Here is a 22,563-nt window from a genome sequence, read left to right on the forward strand (position 1 = left end):
TGCTTGGTGCGGACTGTTGTTTAGGCATTTATTTATCCACGAAAAGCCACTTTAATAAAATAAAAATGATTAACTTTGCAACAAAATTGAAAAAATAGAGTTTTATATAATAACAATACCAACCATAAAAAATAGAACAGTTTCCAAAAATGAAAAGAAACATATTATCAATACTACTGTTGATAATGTGCCCGTTGCTCGCTACGGCACAATCGTCAATGACTGATGACCAACTGATGCAGTTTGTAATTAAAGAGCATAATGCCGGAACTTCACAGCAGCAGATAGTAACCAAGCTCATGCAACGCGGCGTAGACATCCAGCAAATCAGAAGGGTAAAGGCAAAATACGAACGCCAGATAAAGCAGAGCGGACTCGGAAATGTTGCCGACAAGGCCGTTGGAGACGCAGAGACAAGAATGAGGCAGAACAACGGCAAGACAAAGGACTCAAATACGCCAGAGATTACAACATCTAAAGATGCCGGAACAAGCTACCACATCCAGGACATCACCACATGGCAGCAGACATACGACGAGAACAGCGAGGATTTCATCAGGATGCAGGCCGAGCTGGGCGGGCTGCTGCCCACCGACTCTATAGAATGGCTCAACCAGCTGCTGAAGGAGAAAGAACTGGACCAGAAGAAGGTCTTCGGACGTGACATTTTCAACAACAAGGAGCTGACATTCGAGCCGAATATGAACATCGCTACGCCGCAGAACTACAAGCTCGGGCCTGGTGATGCCGTATTCATTGACATCTATGGAGCATCTCAGAAAACAATTGAGGGGACAATATCTCCAGATGGCGAAATCACCATTGACGGCTTTGGCCCAGTGCATGTCAGCGGACTTACCGTAGCACAAGCCAACAGCAAGCTCAGGTCAACTCTTGGCGCACGGTACAGCAGCAGCCAGATAAAGCTCACTGTTGGTCAAACCAAGACCATCATGGTAAACGTCATGGGCGAGGTAAAGGTTCCGGGCACTTATACCCTCTCCGCCTTTGCAACAGTATTCCATGCACTATACATGGCAGGAGGAACCAATGAGCTGGGAACACTCAGAAGCATCAAAGTCTATCGCAACAACAAGCTCGTAACGGTTGTCGACATCTACGACTACATCCTCAACGGCAAGTTGACAGGCAACATCCGTCTGGCAGACAACGACGTTATCGTTGTTGGGCCATACGACTGTCTCGTGAACATCACCGGCAAGGTGAAAAGACCAATGTACTATGAGATGAAACGCAATGAGAGCTTAAGCACGTTGCTCAAATACTCTGGCGGTTTTGCTGGCGACGCATACACCAAGTCTGTCAGAGTGGTGAGAAAAACGGGGCAGCAGCGCTCGGTATTCAACATCGAGGAGTTTGACATGGCGTCATTTCATGTCAGCGACGGCGACTCCGTGAGCGTAGACTCCATACTGCCACGATACGAGAATACCGTAGAGCTGAAAGGTGCGGTGTTCCGTCCGGGACTATACCAACTCGGCAACAACATCAACAGCGTACGCTCACTCATAGAACATGCCGAAGGCATAACAGAGGAGGCATTTACCAACCGCGCTGTCATGCACCGCATGAAGGCAGACCGTACACTTGAGGTTGTAAGCGTAGACCTTGCAGGCATCCTCAACGGTACATCAGCCGATATTCCACTGAAAGAGAACGACGTACTCTTCGTTCCGACAAAGCAAGACGCCATGGTTGACCGCACCATCACTATACATGGCGAGGTACACTACCCCGGCATATACAAATATGCAGACAACGAGACCATCGAGGACTTCATCTTGCAGGCTGGTGGACTGCGCGAGTCAGCATCAATGGTGAAAGTGGATGTCGCACGCCGCGTGAGCGACCCAAAAGCAACAGTCAACGACTCCATTATTGCCCGCACATATAGTTTCGCCATTAAGGACGGATTTGTTGTCGACGGCACACCGGGCTTCACACTAATGCCTTTCGATGAAGTATATGTCAGGAAGAGCCCGGGCTATAGCGCACAACAGAACATCAAAGTGGAAGGTCAGGCCATGTTCCCTGGAACATACACCCTGTCCATGAAAAACGAGCGACTCAGCGACATACTGAAAAAAGCCGGAGGTGTCACCGATTTGGCCTACACTCCAGGTGCACGTCTTGAGAGGCGCATCACTCCTGACGAGAAACTTCGAATGCAGACCATAACCAATATGCTCAACTCTCAGAGCGGCAATGACAGCCTCGACATCAAGAAACTTGATTTGGGCAACACATACTATGTCGGTATCGAACTTGACAAGGCGATAGCGGAACCAGGCGGTGACGCAGACATCGTACTGCGTGAGGGTGACAGGCTCATCATTCCGGAATACAACGGAACAGTCAAAATCTCGGGTGACGTAATGTACCCGAACACCGTGGCTTACGAGAAAGGCAAGCGTGCATCATACTACATAGACCAGGCCGGCGGATGGGGTGACAGAGCAAAGAAGAGCAACACGTACATCATTTATATGAATGGTACCGTGGCTAAAGTCGGCCACAATGCCAAGATTATGCCCGGATGCGAGATTGTCGTGCCGAGCAAGCCCAAGAAGGATGCACGCACGCTTGCACAGATACTGACTATCGGCACCAGCGTGGCATCGCTCGCAACAATGATAGCAACAATAGCTAACATTGTAAAATAAAGCTATCTGAAAGCCAAACATGCAAAATGTCTAAAATGGAAAACAATAAAACACCTGAAGTTATTGACCTGAGGGTCATATTCAGCAAAATTTGGTCGGAAAGGAAACTGTTCTACAAAGTTTTGCCAATCACATTTGTTCTCTCATGCGCTTACATCCTTTGCATACCGAGAACCTATACCTCAAGCCTAAGCCTCGCTCCGGAAATCGGCGGCATGGGCATGGAAGGTACCCTTGGCTCACTGGCATCATCATTCGGCATAGACCTTGGTTCCATGGAAACGACAGACGCCATCAACCCCATGCTCTATCCTGACCTGATGGAAGACAACGGTTTTGTAGTAGGCCTGTTCTCGGTACGGATTAAGACATCCGACGGAGAGATAGAGTCAAGCTACTATGACTATCTTACAAAATATCACCAGGCTCCATGGTGGTCCAAACCTATCCAGTGGATAAATGATCTGGTACCAACTAAGGAAGAAGGTATCAAGGGGAATACGGAAAACAGCCCATACGTGTTATCAAAACGTCAGGACGACATCGCCAACATGATTAGAGACGACATATCAATAAGTGTTGACAAGAAAACTGCAGTGATAACTATAACTGCCCAAGCTCAGGACGCACTGGCCTGCAAAATACTTGCCGACTCCGTAAAGGAACGCCTGCAGGACTTCATTACAGACTATCGTACGAACAAATCCCGTGTAGATGAGCAATACTACAAGAAACTCATGGACGAGGCAAAACAGAACTATGAGAGCGCGCGTCGGATCTATGGCAGCTATGCAGATGCTAACACCGATGTCACCCTTGAAAGTTTCCGCGCCAAGCAGGAGGACCTTGAGAACGACATGCAGCTGAAATTCAATACCTACAGCACGCTCATGACACAATATCAGGCTGCCAAGGCAAAGGTTCAGGAGCGCACACCTGCATTCACAGTTGTCAAGGGTGCTGCGGTACCCATAAAGCCAACTGGGCCAAAGAGAATGCTTTTCGTATTGGGAATGTGTATATTAGCAACTTTTATATTGAGTCTGTATTCCATAAGAGACCTCCTTCTTAAAGAGTAATTTTTTTGTCATATTACACACATTAACAATATATGCACAATCCCATGGTAGAGGAGCTATGCAAGTATACCAAAGGGTAAGAATACTCTATGTAAGAAAAATAGCATTTAAACATGACAGATAATAATAGCGACAATGATTTCGGACAAGCAAGGCAAAAGAGAATAGCATCTAACGCTATGGTTCTTTTTGCCAGAATATTTATTATAACTATTGTCAATCTCTATTCTGTACGTTATATCATTAAAGGGCTCGGAATAGAAGACTATGGTATCTACAATGCCATAGCAGGTGTTGTAATGACAAGTTCATGTTTAATACCTGTATTAGCTTTGTCGATGCAACGCTTTTATTCCTATACCATGGGTAAAGGGGACTTCGACAAATTAAAGACGCTTTTCTCGACAGGAGTGAATATAAGTCTTGTTTTTTCACTACTTATAGTTGTTTTTTTCGAAACATTAGGGCTTTGGTTCATCAATACACAATTGACCATTCCTGATGGAAGGGTAGCAGAAGCTATACTAGTATTTCATCTCTCACTATTTTCCTTTGTGTTTTCTTTGCTACAAGTTCCTTATACAGCTGCGGTATTCTCTAATGAACAAATGGGAATTTACGCATTGATTTCGACTATAGAGTGTATTGCAAAATTTGCAATTGCAATTATGATCAGTTATTCCTCATATGACCATCTGGTTTATTATTGCACAGGACTGTTCATTGTTTCAATATTCGTTTTCTTTACATATGCTATTATAGCCCATCACAGATATGCAGAATGCAGTTATGTTCATGTCAAGGACCGTAAGCTATACAAGGAATTGCTTTCTTTTTCAGGCTGGACATTATACGGAGCCTTAGCGAGTGTTGGCATGATACAAGGAAGTACCATATTACTGAACATATACTATGGGCCAGTTGCCAACGCCGCTTTCGGAATAGCTGTTAACGTATATAATGCTTTCATGTCACTTACAAACAGTATTGTTTTGGCATTCAGACCTTCGATGGTAAAGACCTACGCAGAAGATAGACAAGACTTGTTGGGACAGCTTTTTTACGTGTGCAACAAAGCTATATTCTTACTTTTAACATGTGTTGCAATACCAATTATTATGGAGACAAGCACTATCTTGAACTTGTGGCTTGGCATTGTCCCAGAAAACACATCATTATATATATGCCTTTTCGTAATATTCTGTTTATGTTTAGCTTTGCACAACCCTATTACGATTATTATACAATCAATTGGCCGTATAAAGAACTATCATATGACCATCGAAACCCTTATGGCTTCTTGTGTCCCTTTGACTTGGCTGATGTTTCACATAAAGTTACCATCATATAGTCTGTTTGTCATCATGATTTCGCTTTGCATCCTTGCTCATGCTATAAGAGTGCTCTTTCTTCGTTGCAATCATGGATTTTTTTCCATCAAAAACTATCTTATGCAGTTTGTTGCTCCATGTATGTCAATAGCAATAGCTAATGTGATTGTTACAGGCTGGGTACACACCATGGTGCACAATTGCCTGTTGAGACTATTAGCCGTCTGTTTTACATCCATCCTGGTTACCATCATATTCACCAGTCTTATCGGAACCTCAAAGACAGAGAGAGAATACATAAGGAAAAAGATACACATTTAACGTTATGCCATATATAATTCTCATATTATTCATATTGACGAGTACATTGTGTTTCTTAGAGCATCGCCTTTCTAAGAAATACAATATTACTATCTATATTACATTGGGAGTTATACTTATCATACTAGCAGGGTTAAGAGAAGTTGGTATAGATCCAGATTCCGACAATTATGAGGCCGCATACAGGAATTATTATAGTTCAAATATGCTTGGCTCCGTTGATTATTCCTTTTTGCTTCTCTCGAACTTGTTCAATTTGTTCACCACAGATGTTCATGCTTTGTTTCTATTTTATGCCTTATTCGGTGTGGCGTTCAAGTTTATGGCATTTAGACAGCATTCTTCTTACTATTTCTTACCTATCGTGGTGTATCTCAGCTTCTATTATGAGCTACATGAGCTTACCCAGATACGAACAGGAATAATGTCAGGATTGTTCTTGTTGGCTATAAAGCCCATAACGGAGGGAAAAAGATTTAAGGCTTTCCTACTGATACTCGCTGGTTCGTTTTTCCACATTTCCGCAATAATACTTCTTCCTTTCTTGTTTTTGAAGAGCAAGCCATTAAATATGAAGTGGAAAATATTATTGATAGCATTGATTCCTACAGCCTATGTCATAAGTACTTTGTTGACAAATACCACATTGACATCAAGCATACCATATATAGGTGACAAGCTCATATTATATCAGAAAGCCGAGCAAATGGGCACAGCTTCTGTATCCGTCAATATAGTGAGTCCGCTTCTTATGTTGTCTATCTTTATTTATTATTATTTAATAATATTCTCAAAAGCAATAGAACATAAGCTTAATTGTTATCCAATTTTGATAAAGATATTGGGCGTTGCCCTTTTCTCTTATATTGCATTATCTTTCCTCCCGGTATTGGCAGAAAGAGTATGTTATTTGCTAAGAATCGTTATTGTCTTGCTGTTCCCTGCAATATCATATACTATCCGCCCAAGGTGGATTGGAATGATAATTGTCATGCTCATTTCCATAATATTCATGAATTATGGATTAAGATTACTCGATTTTGTTTTCTTATGGGAAGTAAGTTAATCTCTGGTGTTTTGTGACAGAAAATGAAAAAACTATAAAGCAAAAAAAATAACCGACACATGAAAGCAAGAATCATAGCATTATACCTACCGCAATTCCACCCTATTCCAGAAAACGACGAATGGTGGGGACCTGGTTTCACGGAATGGACCAACGTTGTAAAGGCCAAGCCATTATTCAAGGGGCACAACCAACCACGCATACCCGCAGACCTTGGTTTTTACGACCTAAGATTACCTGAGACAAGAGAGCTTCAAGCAAAATTAGCACGAGAGGCTGGTATTGAAGGTTTCTGCTATTATCATTACTGGTTTGGCAATGGCAAGCAACTTCTTGAGCGTCCTTTCAACGAAGTGCTTGCAAGCAACAAACCCGACTTTCCTTTCTGCCTATGTTGGGCAAACCATACGTGGAGCAACAGTACCTGGCAACGCAAATCGGGATTTAGCAGTAATACATTGATAGAACAGCTATACCCTGGTAAAGAAGATGACATAGAGCATTTTATGTCAGTACTTCCGGCATTCAAGGACAAAAGATATATTACTATAGATGGGCGACCTGTATTTGTACTTTGGGAGCCCAGAGACCATCCTCACGTACAACAATGGATTAACACCTGGCGTGAGCTGGCACTAAAAAACGGACTCCCTGGAATATATTTTATAGGCATGACCCATAGTACTCTCGCCTTTAAACAAGATAATAATGGAAAAAGAACAAGGGCTATTCCAAATCTTGAAAGCAGTAAAGATGTATTTCAGGATATACTGAATATGGGATTTGATGCCGTAAATTCTTATGGGAAAAGAAGAGGCGAGATGCTTAAAGACGGAAAATTTGTCAATCTTGCCAAAACAGCATTAAGGAGATTTGGACTTCCTGTTGGCAGACGATTTGATTACTCTAAAACGGTGAAGCACTTTTTCGCTCCTGAGGACTGTTGGGAAAACGTTTATCCCACTATTCTTCCCCAATGGGACAGAACTCCCAGAAAAGCAGCGTGGGATGGAATATATACAGGAGCGAGTCCAAAAGCTTTTGAACAACATATTTTGCAAGCAATGGAAGTTATAAAGGATAAGGCTCCTGAGCACAAAGTGATATTCATGAAATCATGGAACGAGTGGGGAGAAGGCAATTATGTCGAACCAGACGAGGAATTTGGACACGGATGGTTGCAAGCTATACGTAATGCTATAGACAAGGATTTCCAACCATAAGACAATTTTTTCCATGAAAGTATTCTATATCAATCCTCAATCATACAACAATCTGAGTACTTACGATTTATCGTTGCTCAAGAACATTCAAGGTCACGATGTTACATATTATCATTGTGACCAATACCAACACGACATATTGCCAGGCAACAGCAACAAATGCTATTTCCATTACAACAAGAAAAAATATGGTATCACAAAAGGTATAAGTTACCTATGTAGCATAATACGTATAACTATAGACGCTATCATACATAAGCCAGACATAGTACATGTGCAATGGCTACGGGTTTGGCATATTGATTATGTTTTTGCATTACTGATGCACTGGATGGGCATACGGCTTATATTTACTGCCCATAACATTCTCCCCCATGTAATTAAGAAAAATGACAAAAGACATTACAAGAGATATTATAAGCTTGTAGACAACATCATTGTTCACAATAGCAGGACTCGCAAAGAACTTGCAGAGCTTATGGATATTAGTGAAAGAAAAATAAAGGTCATTTTTCATGGTGTTCTCAATTCTGATACCGCAAAAGCAGATGTCATCTCAAGGGCAGAAGAACTTAGAGAGCTGTTACATATCAAGCCTTCCGACATAGTCTTTTCATGCCTCGGGGTACAAAAAGAATACAAAGGCACCTCACTTGTTATTGACATCTGGGCTGACAATCCAGAACTAAATGCCAATCCGAATACACACTTGCTTATTGTGGGACGCTCGCATGGAATAGATTATGCTCCAATAATCGGATTCTCCAATGTATACATCCTTGACCAAATGATTTCAGACTTGGATTTTGATGCCTATCTTCATTTGTCTTCCGCAATTCTGCTGCCATACATCAGAATATCACAAAGCGGTTTGCTGTTTTCTGCAGTAAATCAGCATATACCAGTATTGGTGAGTGATGTTGGTGGTCTTACAGAGCCATTATCTTATGGCAATATCGGTTGGAACATTGGTACACCGACAAAAGAAAACCTGCAAAGACAAATGCTTGAGTTGGTGAGGAGGCCAGACGAAATTGAAGCAATAAAGAATAACAGCCAGGAATTTGATAAGGTCAGGAAAGCATATGATTGGGAATCTATTGGAGAAAAGACATCCAGTCTATATTCCGGAGAATACTAACAATGTTCTGTTGGCATACGTTTTGCAGCTGCCAAACAACTAACGGTGAAAGTCAGCCAGGAACATGTTGGAGGTATTGTCCGTATATGGAAAAAGGACGACAAGTCTCTCCGACATGAGAAACTTTCACCGTTTTATCATCAAGTCCGTCAATATCGTTTGCGGTCTTGACACCTATTACATGGCTGTTCTTGAAGAACATATAATGTTGTTTTGCTTCAATGCCTGTTCGGTCGATATCATTCAACTTGGCCCTGATATTCTCAACAAAGGTTTTAAAAGAAAAGATACGGTTCTTCTGTATCATCGCAACTGCAAAACCAATGGCTGTAACAAGTCTCAAAACGCCCTTTTTCTCGCGATAGGTCATGGCATAAAACAAAGGCCCACCCTTACGTTCGCCTTCGGTAATGATATTCCACCATATATTGTTCTGGGCGCAAGAAGGAAGATTATACAAGGCTCCAGCCGACTTTATACATCGGAAACCAGTTACACATTCAAACAGATTGTCGGAAGGCGGGCTCATTGGTCCCTCTCCAAATCCATGGAAGTCAAAATCTACTGGATGGAAAGACGGGTTCAAATATCTGATTCCGCTGAATACATTACCATAGGCATTACCCTCTCCTCCCAACATATCGGCAAAGTGATTGTAAAACGCAATGTTCTGGAAAAGGCAGTCACAAGCATGCTGATATATCTTAATTCCCTGATGACCATCATAGCCAGAAACAGAGATATCTTTTATCGTTACATTACGGCTGTCAAGGACATATATAGGATTGGTGAAATTTACTATTTCCAAATTATACACCTTCGCATGGGCAACCCTTTTCATATTTATTGCGTTCCAGCCATAGTCCATTTCCTGAGACTCCGCTATGCTGTAGTACAATGGGAAGCCGTGATGTCTGAACATTCCATTCCACTTGCTGTTCAATCTCAGATTGCCAATTGTGATATTCTCCAGCATGGCAACGTTAAACACTGCCGGCTCGTAAACCATATCACACGATCTAAGCAACGGACGAGCCAGTTCTATTGTATTCCCGTCAACAATGCGGTTCACTTCAACAAGCCATTGGTAGGAAGGAGCCTCTTCCACTCCTGCCCTAAGAGCGGTTTTCCATTCTGGGCGCAGTTTCTCTACTCCCAATATATCTTTTATCAGATTGCCGTCCAAAGAGGTGTTGTACAAGCCTAACATAATGTATCTTCCAACCTTAGAGCTGTCTGCTACCCGCAGAAGCCTACTGCCTTTTGGTGACTCTTCGATGACCGAAGTACAGTATTCTGGGGTAAGGATAGAGCCATCACTACCCGGATCTGACAACGAGTTGCTTTGCGAAAACCCTATCTTGCGTTTACGGAACTGCAACCCGAAAAATTCGTTGCTTGGCTGCAGTGCCTCTCCTGTGGTAATAAAAAATGGAGACAGCCATGGGTTCTTCTTTCCACACGACGTAGGTCCGCAAGACACAAGTTCTGTCAATAAATGTCCGTTGCTGTCGGTTTCGCCTTCAATATGAATGTTGGAATAGTTTATCTGCAGGAAGTTTCCACGACTTTTATTGAACAGATATCTCCCTTTAGGAAAAAAGACATGTCCGCCACCTTCCCTACCAACCTTATTAATAAGGTCTTGTACTTTAGATGTCAGATCTTCATTCGTGCCAGGCAATATCCCGTAATCTTTAACATTAAACACAATCTGCGTATCTGTATTTCGTTTGCATCCTGCATAAGAAAAGTCGGGTATCTCGCCACAATAATCTACCGCATCCTGCTCCGGAATGACTTTCTCTGTTTTTCGTGAAAACAGGTATTCCAGACACAAATCCTTCTTGTGTGGTATTCCAAATGTAACATTACGCAAATACACCCCCATAAGGACGAACGGGAAAAACGGCATCCTGTTGCCGTACGCCATTGATGATATAAGATACGAAATAAGCCCAACGTAAGCGAAGCGAAATGTCCACGACACAAAGGGCGTCAATGTATTCATGCGTGAAAGCACAAATTCAGCAAAGAATATGAAAGTCAATAATGCCGCGGAAAAAACCAGTAATACCGTTATGCTGCAAAAACAGATATCATGGAACATCAAAGCAAGCGATACTAACGATGATACATAAGTAACCGACTGAGCTTTCCCGACAGATATATTATATCTGCCTGTAAGCAAACACAATTCCCTCAACAGTATCTGGAAGCCTATGAAAAAGGCTGCCATACACATTATTGAATATAAATATATCATATTATTCTTAGTTATATGCCGTAAGTCTATTCTATTTTTTGATACACCTTTATCCAGTCAAAGAGCGTTTCATACGTATGGGTAACATCTGGTATCATGCCATGAGCACCTTCACCAACACTTTGATTAAGTATTAGAAAAAAAGGATAATCGAAAGTCCATTGTCCCTTGTCCAATAATGTCTTGTCAGTAGATTTAACATAGACATGAACAAGTTCCCCATCGACAAACCATTTTATGCTGTTGGCATCCCATTCTATGCCGTACACATGCCATTTTTCCGGATTTACCCGTTTCTCTCCGTGATTACTCCTCCTGTACTTAGCATCACTCAACGTCAGTTTTGTATGTGCGGAATGGGCTGTTTCCCTCTTGTCACCGAATACCTCGACAATGTCTATTTCCCCATAAGGTATTGACGGGTCTTTATATTCATAGTTCTTCATCCAAACAGCCGGGAAATTACCTTTGTGATTTTTGGTTTTCATCCTGACCTCCACCTTGCCATAAATGAAAGAATAGGTGTTCCTGGTTTCTATAGCCCCAGTGAGCATCCTCGCCGTGTCGTTTTTCTCCTTTCTGTTAGGAATAGCCCTGCACACTAATTTTCCATTCCTTATAAACACCACTTCCTCATTGTCACTAATCCACCTGCTCCAAAGACTATTAGTTCTTTTTGCACGTTTCCATTTCACAGAGTCAGGCTGACTGCCATTAGGAAGATTGAAATCATCGAAGAAAACAAGTTTGTACTCATAATCGTTTGCCAATCCAATGCTCTTCGGCAAAGGCTCGGTAAACGACAATGTCATCAATGATGCCAGAACGCTAATTGTAAAATGTGTTTTCTTGCCCATAATTTCTACAAAGGTATTGATAATATACTTGATTCCAAACTCTTTCACGCTTTTTAACGCTGATTAATCGACATATAACGACATGCCATTTCAGTTCTCGTAAAAACAAGGATTTTATTTTGCCATTCCACTCTTTTGCACTATCTTTGCACAACAAAACAAAAAACGCAATGATAGAAGGCTTAGTATCAGTCATCATGCCGACATACAATTCGGGCAAATTCCTTGCAGAAAGTATTGAAAGCATACTGAACCAGACATACAAACATTTAGAACTACTAATCACCGATGACTGTTCTTCAGATGAAGACACGATCAACCTCCTTGCGAAATACCAAAAGGAGGATAATCGTGTAAGGGTTGTATCTCTCAAGCAAAATAGTGGTCCTGGAGTAGCAAGGAACCATTCAATAGAAAGAGCACAAGGACAATATATAGCTTTCTGTGACAGCGATGACAGATGGATGCCAAACAAATTGGAAATACAGCTGGCAACGATGACGAAAACAGGCAAGGCTCTATGCTGCTCGTCATACATTATCTGCGATGACAACAACAACAATATCGGAATAAACATCTCTCCATCCCGTATAACATTCGGCATGATGAAATGCGACAACAAAGTAGGATGTCTTACGGCCATATACGACGTAAAGGCCTTAGGCAGGAAATATTACATGCCGATAATTCGCAAAAGACAGGATTGGGCTTTGTTCTTAAGCATTACAAAAGACTGCAAGGAAGCATGTGGTATCAAGGAGCCATTGGCTTACTATAGAAAGCGTTCCAACTCTGTATCAAGCCGCAAACTGTCACTTGTGAAATATAACATAGCAGTATACCGCCAATGTCTCGGCTTCAGCAAAACCAAATCATTATCATATTTCTTTTTCTGTTTTCTTCCCACCTACACGGCTAAAAGGCTGAAACAGAAAGTTGATTCTTTTAAATTCACACGTTTCTAATATTTTTTGGTAAATTCATGCAATATGTTCCACTATCATGCGTTAATAAAATAAACAAATAATAATGGAACAAGTAATAACGATGGTTTTACCGAAATATAACAACGAGAAGGGGGACATGCGTTTCATCGAGGACGGGATGAACGAGGTGGAGCGCAACATAAAACGCATCGGCGACTTTGTCATTGCAGCCATAAGTCTCGTGGTTTTCTCACCTTTGTTTCTCGTATGCTACATAGCCGTAAGACGGGAGGACGGCGGGCCTGCAATATTCAAACAGGAGAGACTGGGAAGGTTCGGACGACCGTTCTACATCTACAAGTTCAGAAGCATGAGGGTGGACGCCGAGAAGGACGGGCCTGCACTCTACCAGCATGAGCGTGATGACCGCATGACAAAGGTGGGCAAGTTCCTTAGGGAACATCATCTTGACGAGCTGCCTCAGCTATACAACGTCCTGATAGGCGACATGGCATTCATAGGTCCCCGTCCTGAGCGCAAGTACTATATCGACCAGATTATGGAACACGACCCACGCTACCGCTATCTGTACCAGATACGTCCGGGCGTAACATCCTATGCTACTCTGTACAATGGCTACACAGACACCATGGAGAAGATGCTCCGGCGGCTTGAGCTCGACCTGTATTACCTTGAGCACCGCTCATGGTGGTTCGACATCAAGATACTCTTTAAGACATTCATCAATATCGTATTCGGAAAGAAGTTCTAATAATATAAGGTGAGGGACAAATCCTCACCTTTTATTGTCTCTCTAAGGTTGGAAGCGAATACTTTGCGTGAGCAGATGCAAAGCTTTGCGTTGGCACATGCAATGCTTTGCGTCTGAGATGGGCAAAGTTGGCACGGAAATCGTCAGTCCTATTCCGGACAAGATAAAATGGAGGAAAGACTCACCACACATGGCACGGTAGCCCCCAGAATATATCTGCTGAAGCTCAGAACTTCTTCAAGTTCAGCCTCAAGGTTTCAGACCTCAGTATCATTTTCTTGCCGTCGATAGCCTCAACGGCAAAGGTCTCCTCAAGGCTGTTGATACCATATGGGGCAAGGACTTTGACATCTTCCACTACAGGGTCGCCTTCCCTTCTGTCAGATACAAGAGGATCATACAGATAGAGAGAGCCGTCTGCCTGACGGAAGGAGAAGATGAATTTGGAGCCCGTAGTCTTGTTGCTTACTTCGAGCAGCTTTACCTGTACCGACCAGAACAGTTTCTCGTTGCTTACGTCGAGCGTTCCTCCTGTTGCCAGGGTGTCGATATGCTCAAGATGCCAAAAGCCGTCTATCTTGCCGTTGTCGTGGCTTTCTATCTCGCAAGCTGTTAGAGTTCCGAGTGCGAGTGTGGCGATTGCGATATATTTTGAGATATTTTTCTTCATTGTGTTCTTTTGCCTGGGTTTATCTTAATAATCCGCATTTACGTATCGTGAGTTGGAAGCCTGCATTGTCGCCAAGCAGCTTGCCGAAGTCCATGCCGTAGGCTGCCGACACGCTCCATTTCTTCGAGAACGAGTATTCCGCCTCAGCCATCACGCTGACGTTGGTCTGTTTCTTCGTGAACGGTTCCTCATAGGTTCCGTAACCGTCCTGATATGTAGCGAGCAGGCGATAGCCAAGCCTTTCTGTTGGTGCCCCGCTGATGCCTATATGGTATGCCTTGAAGCGGTTGTCGGAAAAGATGATTCTTCCGTCCTCATTATATATAGGTGAGCGGTAGAGCGGATTGCCCATAGCCTGTCCCCAGTGTTGCCAACCGGTATAGATATAGTGGTTGTAGAAGTTGTCGTTGCCACCCACGTGCACCTGGTTGTTCTGCGTGTGGTCGTGGTAAATCGGTCCGCTCTGGTATTTGGTATTGATATACTCCACTACGATGTCCCTTACCCACCGGTTGTACTTGAAGTTGAGCTCCACTCCGAGGAGCCAGTCGGTGAGGTCGTAGAGTATGAACTTACGTTTCTTCTTCACATTCCACTCCTCACCCGTTCCGTAACCGTCGTAGTCAATCAGGAACATGGACGAATGGTCTTCGAAATACTTGTCGGCATAGAAAGAGAACTTCCAGGTATCGGCATCGTAGTTCAGTCGTGCTACCCAGCTGCCGAGGTGGTTTCCTTCCGCATTCTGATATATGGTAGACATCTCCGGAGCATCTCCTCCGCCTGGTATCAGAGCCTTGAACATGCCCTTCAGGCCTCCGTTGTTCTTCACGACAGTCTCTTTGCCAGCAGCATCAAACATGTGGCTTGTTCCACCGAATTGTGTCGCCATTTCCAGTCCAAGCTCAAGCGAGAGTGGCATGAAGCGGTCTGGATTGCCTATCATTATGTAGCCCGCCTTGCTGTGGTAGAGCACGCCATCGGCATATTTGCTCTGCCTGTTTGTGAATGAATGCTGCCAGTTGTCATCGGTCATCTTTCCGTACGCGATATGTCCTTTCAAGCGTATCATCCCATTGCCAAAGGGCAATACCCAATAGTCAGGCAACGCCAGCCTGACCTGTGGCACCGGCCGGGCATTGATGCCGAGAGTCTGTGAGCCGCTACTGAGCTTGTTGTTTTTCAGTTCCATAAGATAATGCTTGCTGCCTACCGTAAGCACGCCATGCAGCCAGCGTGCCTCAACAAAAGCCTGCTGAACGACGATGTTGCTGGTATAATTGTACGCCGCAGCCATGTCAAGTCCATAGCCTATTCCCCACCTGCGGGCAGAGTCTGACTGCAACGGTCGTATGACTGCTGCGCGGAAATAGCCATTGCTTTCTTCCAGAGAACTGAGTCCATATTTATTAGCATTGAGCCATAATGGGGTCTTATCCTTTGATACGGATGCCTGAGTCTCCACCATATACGATATATTGTCCTTCAAGTCCAACTTCTCCCCTTCAGCACCATGCATCCAAGAGTGCTGGGCGTGGCCAGCAAGAGAAGCGAACAAGGAAAGACAAGTCAACAAATAATGTTTCATCCCTTTAATGCGTTATATATAATATAACGTAAGGAAAAAGCACATATTGCACCAGCAGATAACTTTGTTTAGGGATTTTCCCCCTATCGTTTAGGGAATTTCCCTTTTTAGCTTGAAAACTATGTGCTATCTTTGCAACATCAAAGAATTAATTAACGGTCTCTTGGAGATCACAAGTCGAACAAATAAAAACTCTATAGATATGAAAAAGTTACTTTTAGCCCTTGTGGCACTGTTCACGCTGACTACTTCAGCTTCAGCAATGAGTTACGAGCAAGCTCGCGAAAGAGCATTGTTCCTCACCGACAAGATGGCATACGAGCTCAATCTCACCGACGACCAGTATGAGGCCGCCTATGAAGTGAACCTTGACTATCTGATGGGTATCAACGACTATAACGACCTGTACGGAGCATACTGGAGACAGCGCAACCTCGACTTCAGCTACATCCTGCTCGACTGGCAGTACAGAGCTTTCTGCGCAGCCTCTTATTTCTACCGTCCTCTCTACTGGGATGCCGGATGCTGGCACTTCGCAATATATGCCCGCTATCCACACCGCCACTACTTCTACTTTGGCCGTCCTCACTTCTACACAGTATACAGAGGCGGACACAGCTGGAGAATGAACGGAGGGAAGTCATGGTATTACGGCAGAACATATGGTGCTCCGGCAAGGGGTACAAGAAACCACTCAGGCATGCGCGACGGCTTTAAGAGAGGCGACTACGGACGCGGCTACCAGAGCAACCAGCCCTCACGCGACAACAACTACCGTCAGCATGGCACACAGAACGGCAACCGCCAGACAGGCAACGGCAACCGCTCGTTTGGCAACAGCAACCGCCAGAGCAGCACTCGCACAACAACCACCGCCCCCAATAACGGCAGTTCGTCAGGCCATCGCTCGTTTGGAGGAAGTCGCAGCAACACATCATCTCCATCGACAACAGCTCCAAAGAAGACCTTCACTCCCAGCACCAGCACGTCAGGCTCCCGCTCCTTCGGCATAGGCAGCAGCTCATCAAGCACACGCTCCTTCGGTGGAGGCAGCAGCTCATCAAGCACACGATCTTTCGGTGGAGGCAGCAGCTCATCAAGCACACGCTCGTTCGGCAGCAGCAGCTCATCAAGCACACGCTCTTTCGGTGTAGGCAGCAGCTCGTCAAGCACACGCTCTTTTGGTGGAGGCAGCAGCTCATCAAGCACACGCTCTTCAGGTGGAAGCTCAAGCAACGGCAGCCGTTTCGGAGGCAGAAGATAACACTCCTCCTACCATCAGGGAATGTTATAACACATACTCTTATAGATTTAGAAAAAAATGGGTCATATCACACGCTCTACTAAAGAGTGTTGATATGGCCCATTCACTGCTTACAAGCAGCATGTAAAAAGTTTCTTCTACATTATTATAACATTATTATTCTCACATCTGCATTCATCATTTTTGGAATCTCGTTCATAGGCTTGCCAAGATGCACGCTCTGAACAGCCTTATTGATGATGCCATGGCCAACAGCCAGAACGGTCTTGCCAGGATATTCCTTCTTTATCCAGTTCAGGAAGCGGCGTGCCCGCTCCTTCATCTGTCCTGTTGTCTCAATGTCGTCTGGCCACACCTTATCCTTCAAGTCAGGAATAAACAACCCCGTGAAGCTACCCCAGTCACGCTCACGCAGCAAAGGGGTTGTGACAACTGGCTTGCCATGAGGTTCGGCAATAATCTCACAAGTTTGCCAAGCCCTCCTAAGGTCGCTGGAGACAAACACATCAATATGCTCACCTTCCATCTTCTCCGCAAGTTCCCTTGCCTGTCGACATCCTTGCTCATTCAGTTTTCCAGGCGTTTGTCCCTGCAAAATCTGGTTGACGTTGTCTTCCGTTTCCCCGTGTCTTACCAAATACAATCTTGTTGTCTGCATGTTAATAATCTATATACACGATGCAAAAGTACAAAAAATAATTGCTACGACAAGAATTTGTTTGTATTTTTGCACTCACACAAGATAGTTTTAATTATGAATACATTGCAAGGATCATTTCTAAGAGCTGTATGCTCCATCATCGTGGGAGCATTGCTCGTAAAATACCGTGAGGAGACCGTCACATGGATAACAATAGCCATGGGTGTCCTGTTTTTCCTCTCAGGCTTAGTGTCGTGCCTTATCTATTTCGGTCAAAAGCGCCGTGCCGACGAGCCTGCAGTATACGACTCCAAAGGGCGTCAGCTGACAGGCATCAAGCCGTCGTTCCCGTTAGCAGGCATAGGCAGCATCATCCTGGGAATAGCGCTGGCCATGATGCCAGCCTCTTTCATCACAGGTCTGATGTATGTCTTTGCGGCAATACTCATAGTTGGTGCGCTGAACCAGTTCTTCACTCTGGCCACCGCGTGCAAGTACGCACGCATAGGACTATTGTGGTGGATAATGCCTTCGGCTGTTCTGCTTGTTGGCATAATAGCCGTCATCCGCCCATCAACAATAGCCAGTGCCCCACTCTTCGTCATCGGCTGGTGCATGATGCTCTACGGTGTCGTAGAATGTATCAATGCCATGAAAATCTATCGTGCCAGAAAGACTTTCATACGCTTGAGCGAGCAGGCGCAAGCTGAGGAGAAACTGGGGGCTGAGGACAACGGCGCAGCCTGAGCAAACAGCAAAAAAAACGAAGATACCTTCATGAGCCAACGAAGGTATCTTCATAAAATGGCATGCCTATTCTCAAAAAAATGGCATGCCATTAACATGAAAGCAACATACTTCCACACTGGCTACGACTTGATATAGTCAAGTATCTGCTCGGCGTGGATTTTTGTCTTAACAAAATCATATTATGTGTAATAGTTACTACGAACACATCTTTTTCCACATCCAAACAAACAAAGTTGTTATCAATACATTTATAATAAAATACGTCAGGAAATGTATGCCCTGGCTAGGAATGGAGAGCATCACAAAAACATTGAAAAGATAGTAATAAAGGCTATTTTTCCCTATATATTCCAGCCAAGATGCTTTAAAGTGCAAGGAGAGAACTCTAATACAGAAAAGCAACAAAATACAGAGTGCGAGGTTTCCTGCAATTACAATAGGAACTTTAGTAAACAAAAAAACATTGCCCAAGTAATATATGCAAAAAAATATAATGGATAAGATTAATGCAGGTATCATCATTTTCTGTATTCGTGCTTTTGAGGCACTTGAGACTATTGCACCAAGTGGAAATAACAAATTTGAACAATACCAATACAAAGGAATATGATTCAGATAGCAGATGGCAATGAAAACCACATGTAGAATTGTAATTATTCTAATTACTTGTACTGCATGAAGTTTGATTACAAAAAGCAATATAGTGACAATATAATCAGCAAGTATCACCTTGAAGAACCACATGTCAATTCCGGATGGCATGGATAATCTGAAAATAGCAGTTATATCGTTTATAGTAATCTGGGTAACACTTGAAGGAACTAATTCACCAACTATGTATGCGATAACAAATGCTGCAATGAATGGTGACAACAGCTTGAGAAGATGGCTTATCAAGTAGGAACTATTAACACGCTTTTTTTCTAAAGAGCGAAAGAGCCCGTAGCCCGACATAAAAAAGAAAACACTGCATCCCATACATCCATATTCTGGAATCATTAAAGCACGGCACCATGAAGAATCATAATCTGAGTATTCGTTGATTGAATGAACGAATATTATCATCAACATTGCTATGCCACGAAGAAAGTATCCGGTATAATATGGAATTTCTATCCTATTCATCAATTCAATAATATATTGTGTTTTTTGTATTTGTCCTGCGTAATATATTCATTACTTATTTATGTAGTCAAGTATCTGCTCTGCATGAATCTTTGTCTTGATTTCCTTCGGAGTGAATATCTTCTCTACCACTCCCTGCCCGTTCACGAGATAGGTGGTACGCAATATGCCCATGAATTTCTTTCCGTACATTGACTTCTCGCCCCATGCGCCAACCTGCTGCAGCAGCGTTGTCTCGGTATCAGCGATGAGCGGGAAGGGCAGTTGCTGCTTGTCGATGAACTTCTGATGGCTTGCGGCAGAGTCCTTGCTAACTCCTATGACCACGTAGCCAGCCTGCTGCAGCTCGTCGTAGTGGTCTCTAAGCGAGCACGCCTCAGCGGTACACCCCGACGTATTGTCCTTGGGGTAAGCATACAACACCAGCTTCTTTCCTGCAAATGAGGAAAGAGTAATCTCCTGACCATTTTGGTCGAGCCCGAGCACCTCGGGCAATTTGTCTCCTACATTCATTATTCTATTCGTTACTCGGAATTATACCCTCTATATACTTACATAGGATGCCAACGCCCTTAGCATTCTCACCTCCCTGCGGAATGATGAGGTCAGCATATCGCTTAGTAGGCTCAATGAACTGCTCGTGCATGGGTTTCAGCACGGCGAGATAGCGGTCTACGACCATGCTCACGGTGCGTCCGCGGTCGATGGTGTCACGCTGTATGTTGCGTATGAGCCTCTCATCGGAATCGCAGTCTACGAAAATCTTCAGGTCCATCAGCTCACGCAGCTTCTTGTTGAGCAGAGTCATGATGCCCTCAATAATGATGACCGGCTTCGGCTCCACATGTACAGTCTCCGGCAACCTGTTGCACTTTATATATGAATATGTAGGCTGCTCGATGGGCTTTCCTTCCCTAAGGTCGTTAATCTGCTTGTGCAGCAGTTTCCAGTCGAAGGCGTCAGGATGGTCAAAGTTTATGGCGTGCCTTTCCTCATCCGTCATTCCCGTAGTGTCGTTGTAATAGGAGTCAAGAGGAACGACAGCAACGAAATGAGGAGGAAGCGCCTCGACGATTTTCCTTACCACCGTGGTCTTTCCCGACCCGGTACCTCCCGCGATACCTATGATGGTGATTTTGTTCTTATCCATAGTGTTTCAGTTAGGTGGATTCTATAAATTATCTTTGTCTGATTTCAACAATATTGCAGAAAACATTTTCCCGTACACCTCCGCTTTCGCCTCCACTTTCATGGGGTAAGCTCTTGAGCTGCTTGGCATACGGTAGAGCCTCAGCATACGGCTTCCGAAAACGAACTCTGTATATCCTCCCACCTTTGGCTCGGGTATACCGAAGTGGCTGCAGAATACAGTTGTGGCAAGCTGGCCTGCCGTTGCTACCGCCCTGCATTGTGCGAGCTGGCTGAGCATAGCGTCAAAGTCAGTCTGCTCCACTATCATGAGGTCCTTGTCCGAGGCGGTATTCTTGGTCCTCACCACCCTTCTGGCCGTGTCATACAACGCCACTCCCCTCTCGTTGAGGAAGTCGATGATGGCAGGCAGGTTGTAGGTCTTCTTCTCGCTGACGACAAAATGGTTCTTGTCATCAAAGAAACAGATGCCGAAGATGCGCCACATGTCGTTGGTGAAGTTGGGATAATAGAATTCCATACACCAGCGCTTCGGTGACGGGGGGAACGTTCCGAGCATAAGCAGACGGGCGTTGTCAGGCAGGAAGGGTGTGAAGGGATGCTCTTCTATGTTGCTCATTTCTGTTCCTTTACAAGATACACGCAGACGGGCAGGTGGTCAGAGAAGCCGTCGAGCCATACGCCACCCGCTGTCGTTCGCTTCGGTGTTCCCTTGTATTTTCCCTCCGTCTGGAAGAGGTAAGGCATCCGCTGTATCTGGTTCTTGAAGAATGTCAGCTTAGTGTAGTCTTTCTTTCCCTTGAGGTCGAGGAGGTTTGGCGTCATCACAATCTGGTCGAAGAGGTTGTACGAGCCATTATACACCAAAGTACCCGTACCCTGTTTCGCCAAGAGGTTATACCACGGGTTGTACATGTCGCCATCCTTAACCTTCGCTATCTCTGGCTTTGCCGACAGGTCGCTGACCATGCTCTTGTTGTTCGGGTCATCGTTCATGTCACCCATGACGAATATCTTCCTCTCTGGATTTTCGGCCAGCAACTTGTCCTTGATGACCCTTACCTGCCTTGCAGCCGACTCTCTGTAGAACGAACCGCTGAAACGGCTTGGCCAGTGGCATACTATGATGACAACCGGCTCGTCGGCTATCTTGCCCTCCACGGTAAGAAATCCTCTTGTCTTGAACGCGCTGTCCTTCTCCAGTTCCTGTACATACTGGTACAAGGTGTCGCGCTCATACTTGAACAGGCTGGGATTGTAGAGCAGTGCGCAGTCCACACCACGCTTGTCCGGTCCCTCAATGTGTGCGAACTTGAAGTTGCGCGCCTTCAGCTCGGGCTGGTTGACGAGGTCGGTGAGAGCCTTGGCATTCTCTACCTCGCTTACTCCTATGACAGCGCACCCCACTCCGGGCAGCACGTCAGTGCCCATATCGGACAACGCACGGGCCATATTGTGCAACTTGTGCGAATACCTTATACCATCCCACCGGTAAGAGCCTGTTGGCAGGAACTCATAATCGTTCTTGCCCTCGTCATGGCATGTGTCGAAGAGGTTCTCAAGATTGTAGAACCCTACAGCATACACGGAATACTTCTTTTGCGCCTCAGCAAAGAAAGTCATCAGCAGCATGGCCGCTGTCAGCATTAGTACTTTTTTCATTCTTTATTTGTTTTACGCTGCAAATATCGGAATTAAATTTGAATAATGA

At 44.4% G+C, this 22,563-nt stretch carries 20 protein-coding genes; 10 read left to right on the top strand and 10 right to left on the bottom strand.

The features are described from left to right. Positions 1-149: 149 nt before the first annotated feature. From CIL02_RS12585 to CIL02_RS12610, 6 genes are all read left to right on the top strand, one after another. On the top strand, positions 150-2,684 hold the full coding sequence (locus CIL02_RS12585) for an SLBB domain-containing protein (RefSeq protein WP_094402194.1): 2,535 nt from the start codon (positions 150-152) through the stop codon (positions 2,682-2,684). Between the two features lie 35 nt (positions 2,685-2,719). Continuing rightward, positions 2,720-3,763 (top strand): chain-length determining protein, encoded by a 1,044-nt coding sequence (locus CIL02_RS12590; protein ID WP_094402196.1) that lies wholly within the window; start codon positions 2,720-2,722, stop codon positions 3,761-3,763. Between the two features lie 113 nt (positions 3,764-3,876). Further along, entirely contained in the window at positions 3,877-5,415 is a 1,539-nt protein-coding gene (locus CIL02_RS12595; protein WP_094402197.1) for a hypothetical protein, read from the top strand. A gap of 4 nt (positions 5,416-5,419) precedes the next feature. Next, positions 5,420-6,481, top strand: a complete 1,062-nt coding sequence (locus CIL02_RS12600) for an EpsG family protein (RefSeq protein WP_094402199.1) — start codon at positions 5,420-5,422, stop codon at positions 6,479-6,481. Positions 6,482-6,540: 59 nt separating this feature from the next. Then, a complete protein-coding gene (locus CIL02_RS12605) occupies positions 6,541-7,704 on the top strand; it encodes a glycoside hydrolase family 99-like domain-containing protein (RefSeq protein WP_094402201.1) in 1,164 nt (387 codons plus the stop codon). A 13-nt stretch (positions 7,705-7,717) separates the two neighbouring features. Continuing rightward, positions 7,718-8,845: a glycosyltransferase family 4 protein gene (locus CIL02_RS12610; protein WP_094402203.1), complete on the top strand. Its 1,128-nt coding sequence runs from the start codon at positions 7,718-7,720 to the stop codon at positions 8,843-8,845. A gap of 52 nt (positions 8,846-8,897) precedes the next feature. Here CIL02_RS12610 and CIL02_RS12615 read toward each other — a convergent pair whose 3' ends face one another. Together CIL02_RS12615 and CIL02_RS12620 are read right to left on the bottom strand one after the other, a co-directional pair. Then, positions 8,898-10,856: a glycosyl hydrolase family 28-related protein gene (locus tag CIL02_RS12615; protein WP_170935097.1), complete on the bottom strand. Its 1,959-nt coding sequence runs from the start codon at positions 10,854-10,856 to the stop codon at positions 8,898-8,900. A gap of 281 nt (positions 10,857-11,137) precedes the next feature. Next, on the bottom strand, positions 11,138-12,016 hold the full coding sequence (locus CIL02_RS12620) for a family 16 glycosylhydrolase (RefSeq protein ID WP_094402207.1): 879 nt from the start codon (positions 12,014-12,016) through the stop codon (positions 11,138-11,140). Positions 12,017-12,138: 122 nt separating this feature from the next. On the opposite strand from CIL02_RS12620, the gene CIL02_RS12625 reads away from it, so the two are divergent. Together CIL02_RS12625 and CIL02_RS12630 are read left to right on the top strand one after the other, a co-directional pair. Then, complete coding sequence (locus CIL02_RS12625) at positions 12,139-12,933, top strand: glycosyltransferase family 2 protein (RefSeq protein WP_094402209.1); 795 nt, start codon at positions 12,139-12,141, stop codon at positions 12,931-12,933. Positions 12,934-12,997: 64 nt separating this feature from the next. Further along, a complete protein-coding gene (locus CIL02_RS12630; protein WP_094402211.1) occupies positions 12,998-13,666 on the top strand; it encodes a sugar transferase in 669 nt (222 codons plus the stop codon). Positions 13,667-13,892: 226 nt separating this feature from the next. Here CIL02_RS12630 and CIL02_RS12635 read toward each other — a convergent pair whose 3' ends face one another. Further along, complete coding sequence (locus tag CIL02_RS12635; protein WP_094402213.1) at positions 13,893-14,336, bottom strand: lipocalin-like domain-containing protein; 444 nt, start codon at positions 14,334-14,336, stop codon at positions 13,893-13,895. Between the two features lie 19 nt (positions 14,337-14,355). Then, the gene (locus tag CIL02_RS12640) at positions 14,356-15,924 is read right to left on the bottom strand and encodes a capsule assembly Wzi family protein (RefSeq protein ID WP_094402215.1); all 1,569 of its coding nucleotides are present in this window, start codon (positions 15,922-15,924) and stop codon (positions 14,356-14,358) included. A 202-nt stretch (positions 15,925-16,126) separates the two neighbouring features. On the opposite strand from CIL02_RS12640, the gene CIL02_RS12645 reads away from it, so the two are divergent. Beyond that, on the top strand, positions 16,127-17,188 hold the full coding sequence (locus CIL02_RS12645) for a hypothetical protein (protein WP_094402217.1): 1,062 nt from the start codon (positions 16,127-16,129) through the stop codon (positions 17,186-17,188). A 145-nt stretch (positions 17,189-17,333) separates the two neighbouring features. Here the strand turns inward: CIL02_RS12645 and CIL02_RS12650 are convergent, their stop codons facing one another. After that, complete coding sequence (locus CIL02_RS12650) at positions 17,334-17,846, bottom strand: histidine phosphatase family protein (RefSeq protein ID WP_094402218.1); 513 nt, start codon at positions 17,844-17,846, stop codon at positions 17,334-17,336. Positions 17,847-17,942: 96 nt separating this feature from the next. On the opposite strand from CIL02_RS12650, the gene CIL02_RS12655 reads away from it, so the two are divergent. Then, entirely contained in the window at positions 17,943-18,575 is a 633-nt protein-coding gene (locus CIL02_RS12655) for a DUF308 domain-containing protein (protein WP_094402220.1), read from the top strand. A gap of 198 nt (positions 18,576-18,773) precedes the next feature. Here the strand turns inward: CIL02_RS12655 and CIL02_RS12660 are convergent, their stop codons facing one another. Genes CIL02_RS12660 through CIL02_RS12680 form a run of 5 tightly spaced genes read right to left on the bottom strand, consistent with a single transcriptional unit; the run spans position 18,774 to position 22,514 of the window. Beyond that, a complete protein-coding gene (locus CIL02_RS12660) occupies positions 18,774-19,703 on the bottom strand; it encodes an acyltransferase (protein ID WP_094402222.1) in 930 nt (309 codons plus the stop codon). A 51-nt stretch (positions 19,704-19,754) separates the two neighbouring features. Further along, on the bottom strand, positions 19,755-20,216 hold the full coding sequence (gene bcp / locus CIL02_RS12665) for a thioredoxin-dependent thiol peroxidase (protein ID WP_094402223.1): 462 nt from the start codon (positions 20,214-20,216) through the stop codon (positions 19,755-19,757). 4 nt (positions 20,217-20,220) lie between these two features. Then, on the bottom strand, positions 20,221-20,853 hold the full coding sequence (udk, locus tag CIL02_RS12670; RefSeq protein ID WP_094402225.1) for a uridine kinase: 633 nt from the start codon (positions 20,851-20,853) through the stop codon (positions 20,221-20,223). Between the two features lie 21 nt (positions 20,854-20,874). Continuing rightward, positions 20,875-21,471 (bottom strand): uracil-DNA glycosylase family protein, encoded by a 597-nt coding sequence (locus tag CIL02_RS12675; protein WP_094402226.1) that lies wholly within the window; start codon positions 21,469-21,471, stop codon positions 20,875-20,877. After that, on the bottom strand, positions 21,468-22,514 hold the full coding sequence (locus CIL02_RS12680) for an endonuclease/exonuclease/phosphatase family protein (protein WP_094402228.1): 1,047 nt from the start codon (positions 22,512-22,514) through the stop codon (positions 21,468-21,470). Before CIL02_RS12680 ends, CIL02_RS12675 begins: the two co-directional genes overlap by 4 nt. Between the last annotated feature and the right edge of the window lie 49 nt (positions 22,515-22,563).

Origin of the sequence: Prevotella sp. P3-122 (assembly GCF_002251365.1) — a bacterium.
GTDB lineage: Bacteria > Bacteroidota > Bacteroidia > Bacteroidales > Bacteroidaceae > Prevotella.

Bases quoted from the DNA above. Each gene is read 5' to 3' on its own strand.
- CIL02_RS12640 (WP_094402215.1), bottom strand. From the start codon at position 15,924: ATGAAACATTATTTGTTGACTTGTCTTTCCTTGTTCGCTTCTCTTGCT.
- CIL02_RS12605 (WP_094402201.1), top strand. From the start codon at position 6,541: ATGAAAGCAAGAATCATAGCATTATACCTACCGCAATTCCACCCTATT.
- CIL02_RS12645 (WP_094402217.1), top strand. From the start codon at position 16,127: ATGAAAAAGTTACTTTTAGCCCTTGTGGCACTGTTCACGCTGACTACT.
- CIL02_RS12655 (WP_094402220.1), top strand. From the start codon at position 17,943: ATGAATACATTGCAAGGATCATTTCTAAGAGCTGTATGCTCCATCATC.
- CIL02_RS12680 (WP_094402228.1), bottom strand. From the start codon at position 22,514: ATGAAAAAAGTACTAATGCTGACAGCGGCCATGCTGCTGATGACTTTC.
- CIL02_RS12615 (WP_170935097.1), bottom strand. From the start codon at position 10,856: ATGAATACATTGACGCCCTTTGTGTCGTGGACATTTCGCTTCGCTTAC.
- CIL02_RS12600 (WP_094402199.1), top strand. From the start codon at position 5,420: ATGCCATATATAATTCTCATATTATTCATATTGACGAGTACATTGTGT.
- udk (WP_094402225.1), bottom strand. From the start codon at position 20,853: ATGGATAAGAACAAAATCACCATCATAGGTATCGCGGGAGGTACCGGG.
- bcp (WP_094402223.1), bottom strand. From the start codon at position 20,216: ATGAATGTAGGAGACAAATTGCCCGAGGTGCTCGGGCTCGACCAAAAT.
- CIL02_RS12610 (WP_094402203.1), top strand. From the start codon at position 7,718: ATGAAAGTATTCTATATCAATCCTCAATCATACAACAATCTGAGTACT.
- CIL02_RS12590 (WP_094402196.1), top strand. From the start codon at position 2,720: ATGGAAAACAATAAAACACCTGAAGTTATTGACCTGAGGGTCATATTC.
- CIL02_RS12625 (WP_094402209.1), top strand. From the start codon at position 12,139: ATGATAGAAGGCTTAGTATCAGTCATCATGCCGACATACAATTCGGGC.
- CIL02_RS12635 (WP_094402213.1), bottom strand. From the start codon at position 14,336: ATGAAGAAAAATATCTCAAAATATATCGCAATCGCCACACTCGCACTC.
- CIL02_RS12660 (WP_094402222.1), bottom strand. From the start codon at position 19,703: ATGAATAGGATAGAAATTCCATATTATACCGGATACTTTCTTCGTGGC.
- CIL02_RS12585 (WP_094402194.1), top strand. From the start codon at position 150: ATGAAAAGAAACATATTATCAATACTACTGTTGATAATGTGCCCGTTG.
- CIL02_RS12630 (WP_094402211.1), top strand. From the start codon at position 12,998: ATGGAACAAGTAATAACGATGGTTTTACCGAAATATAACAACGAGAAG.
- CIL02_RS12595 (WP_094402197.1), top strand. From the start codon at position 3,877: ATGACAGATAATAATAGCGACAATGATTTCGGACAAGCAAGGCAAAAG.
- CIL02_RS12675 (WP_094402226.1), bottom strand. From the start codon at position 21,471: ATGAGCAACATAGAAGAGCATCCCTTCACACCCTTCCTGCCTGACAAC.
- CIL02_RS12650 (WP_094402218.1), bottom strand. From the start codon at position 17,846: ATGCAGACAACAAGATTGTATTTGGTAAGACACGGGGAAACGGAAGAC.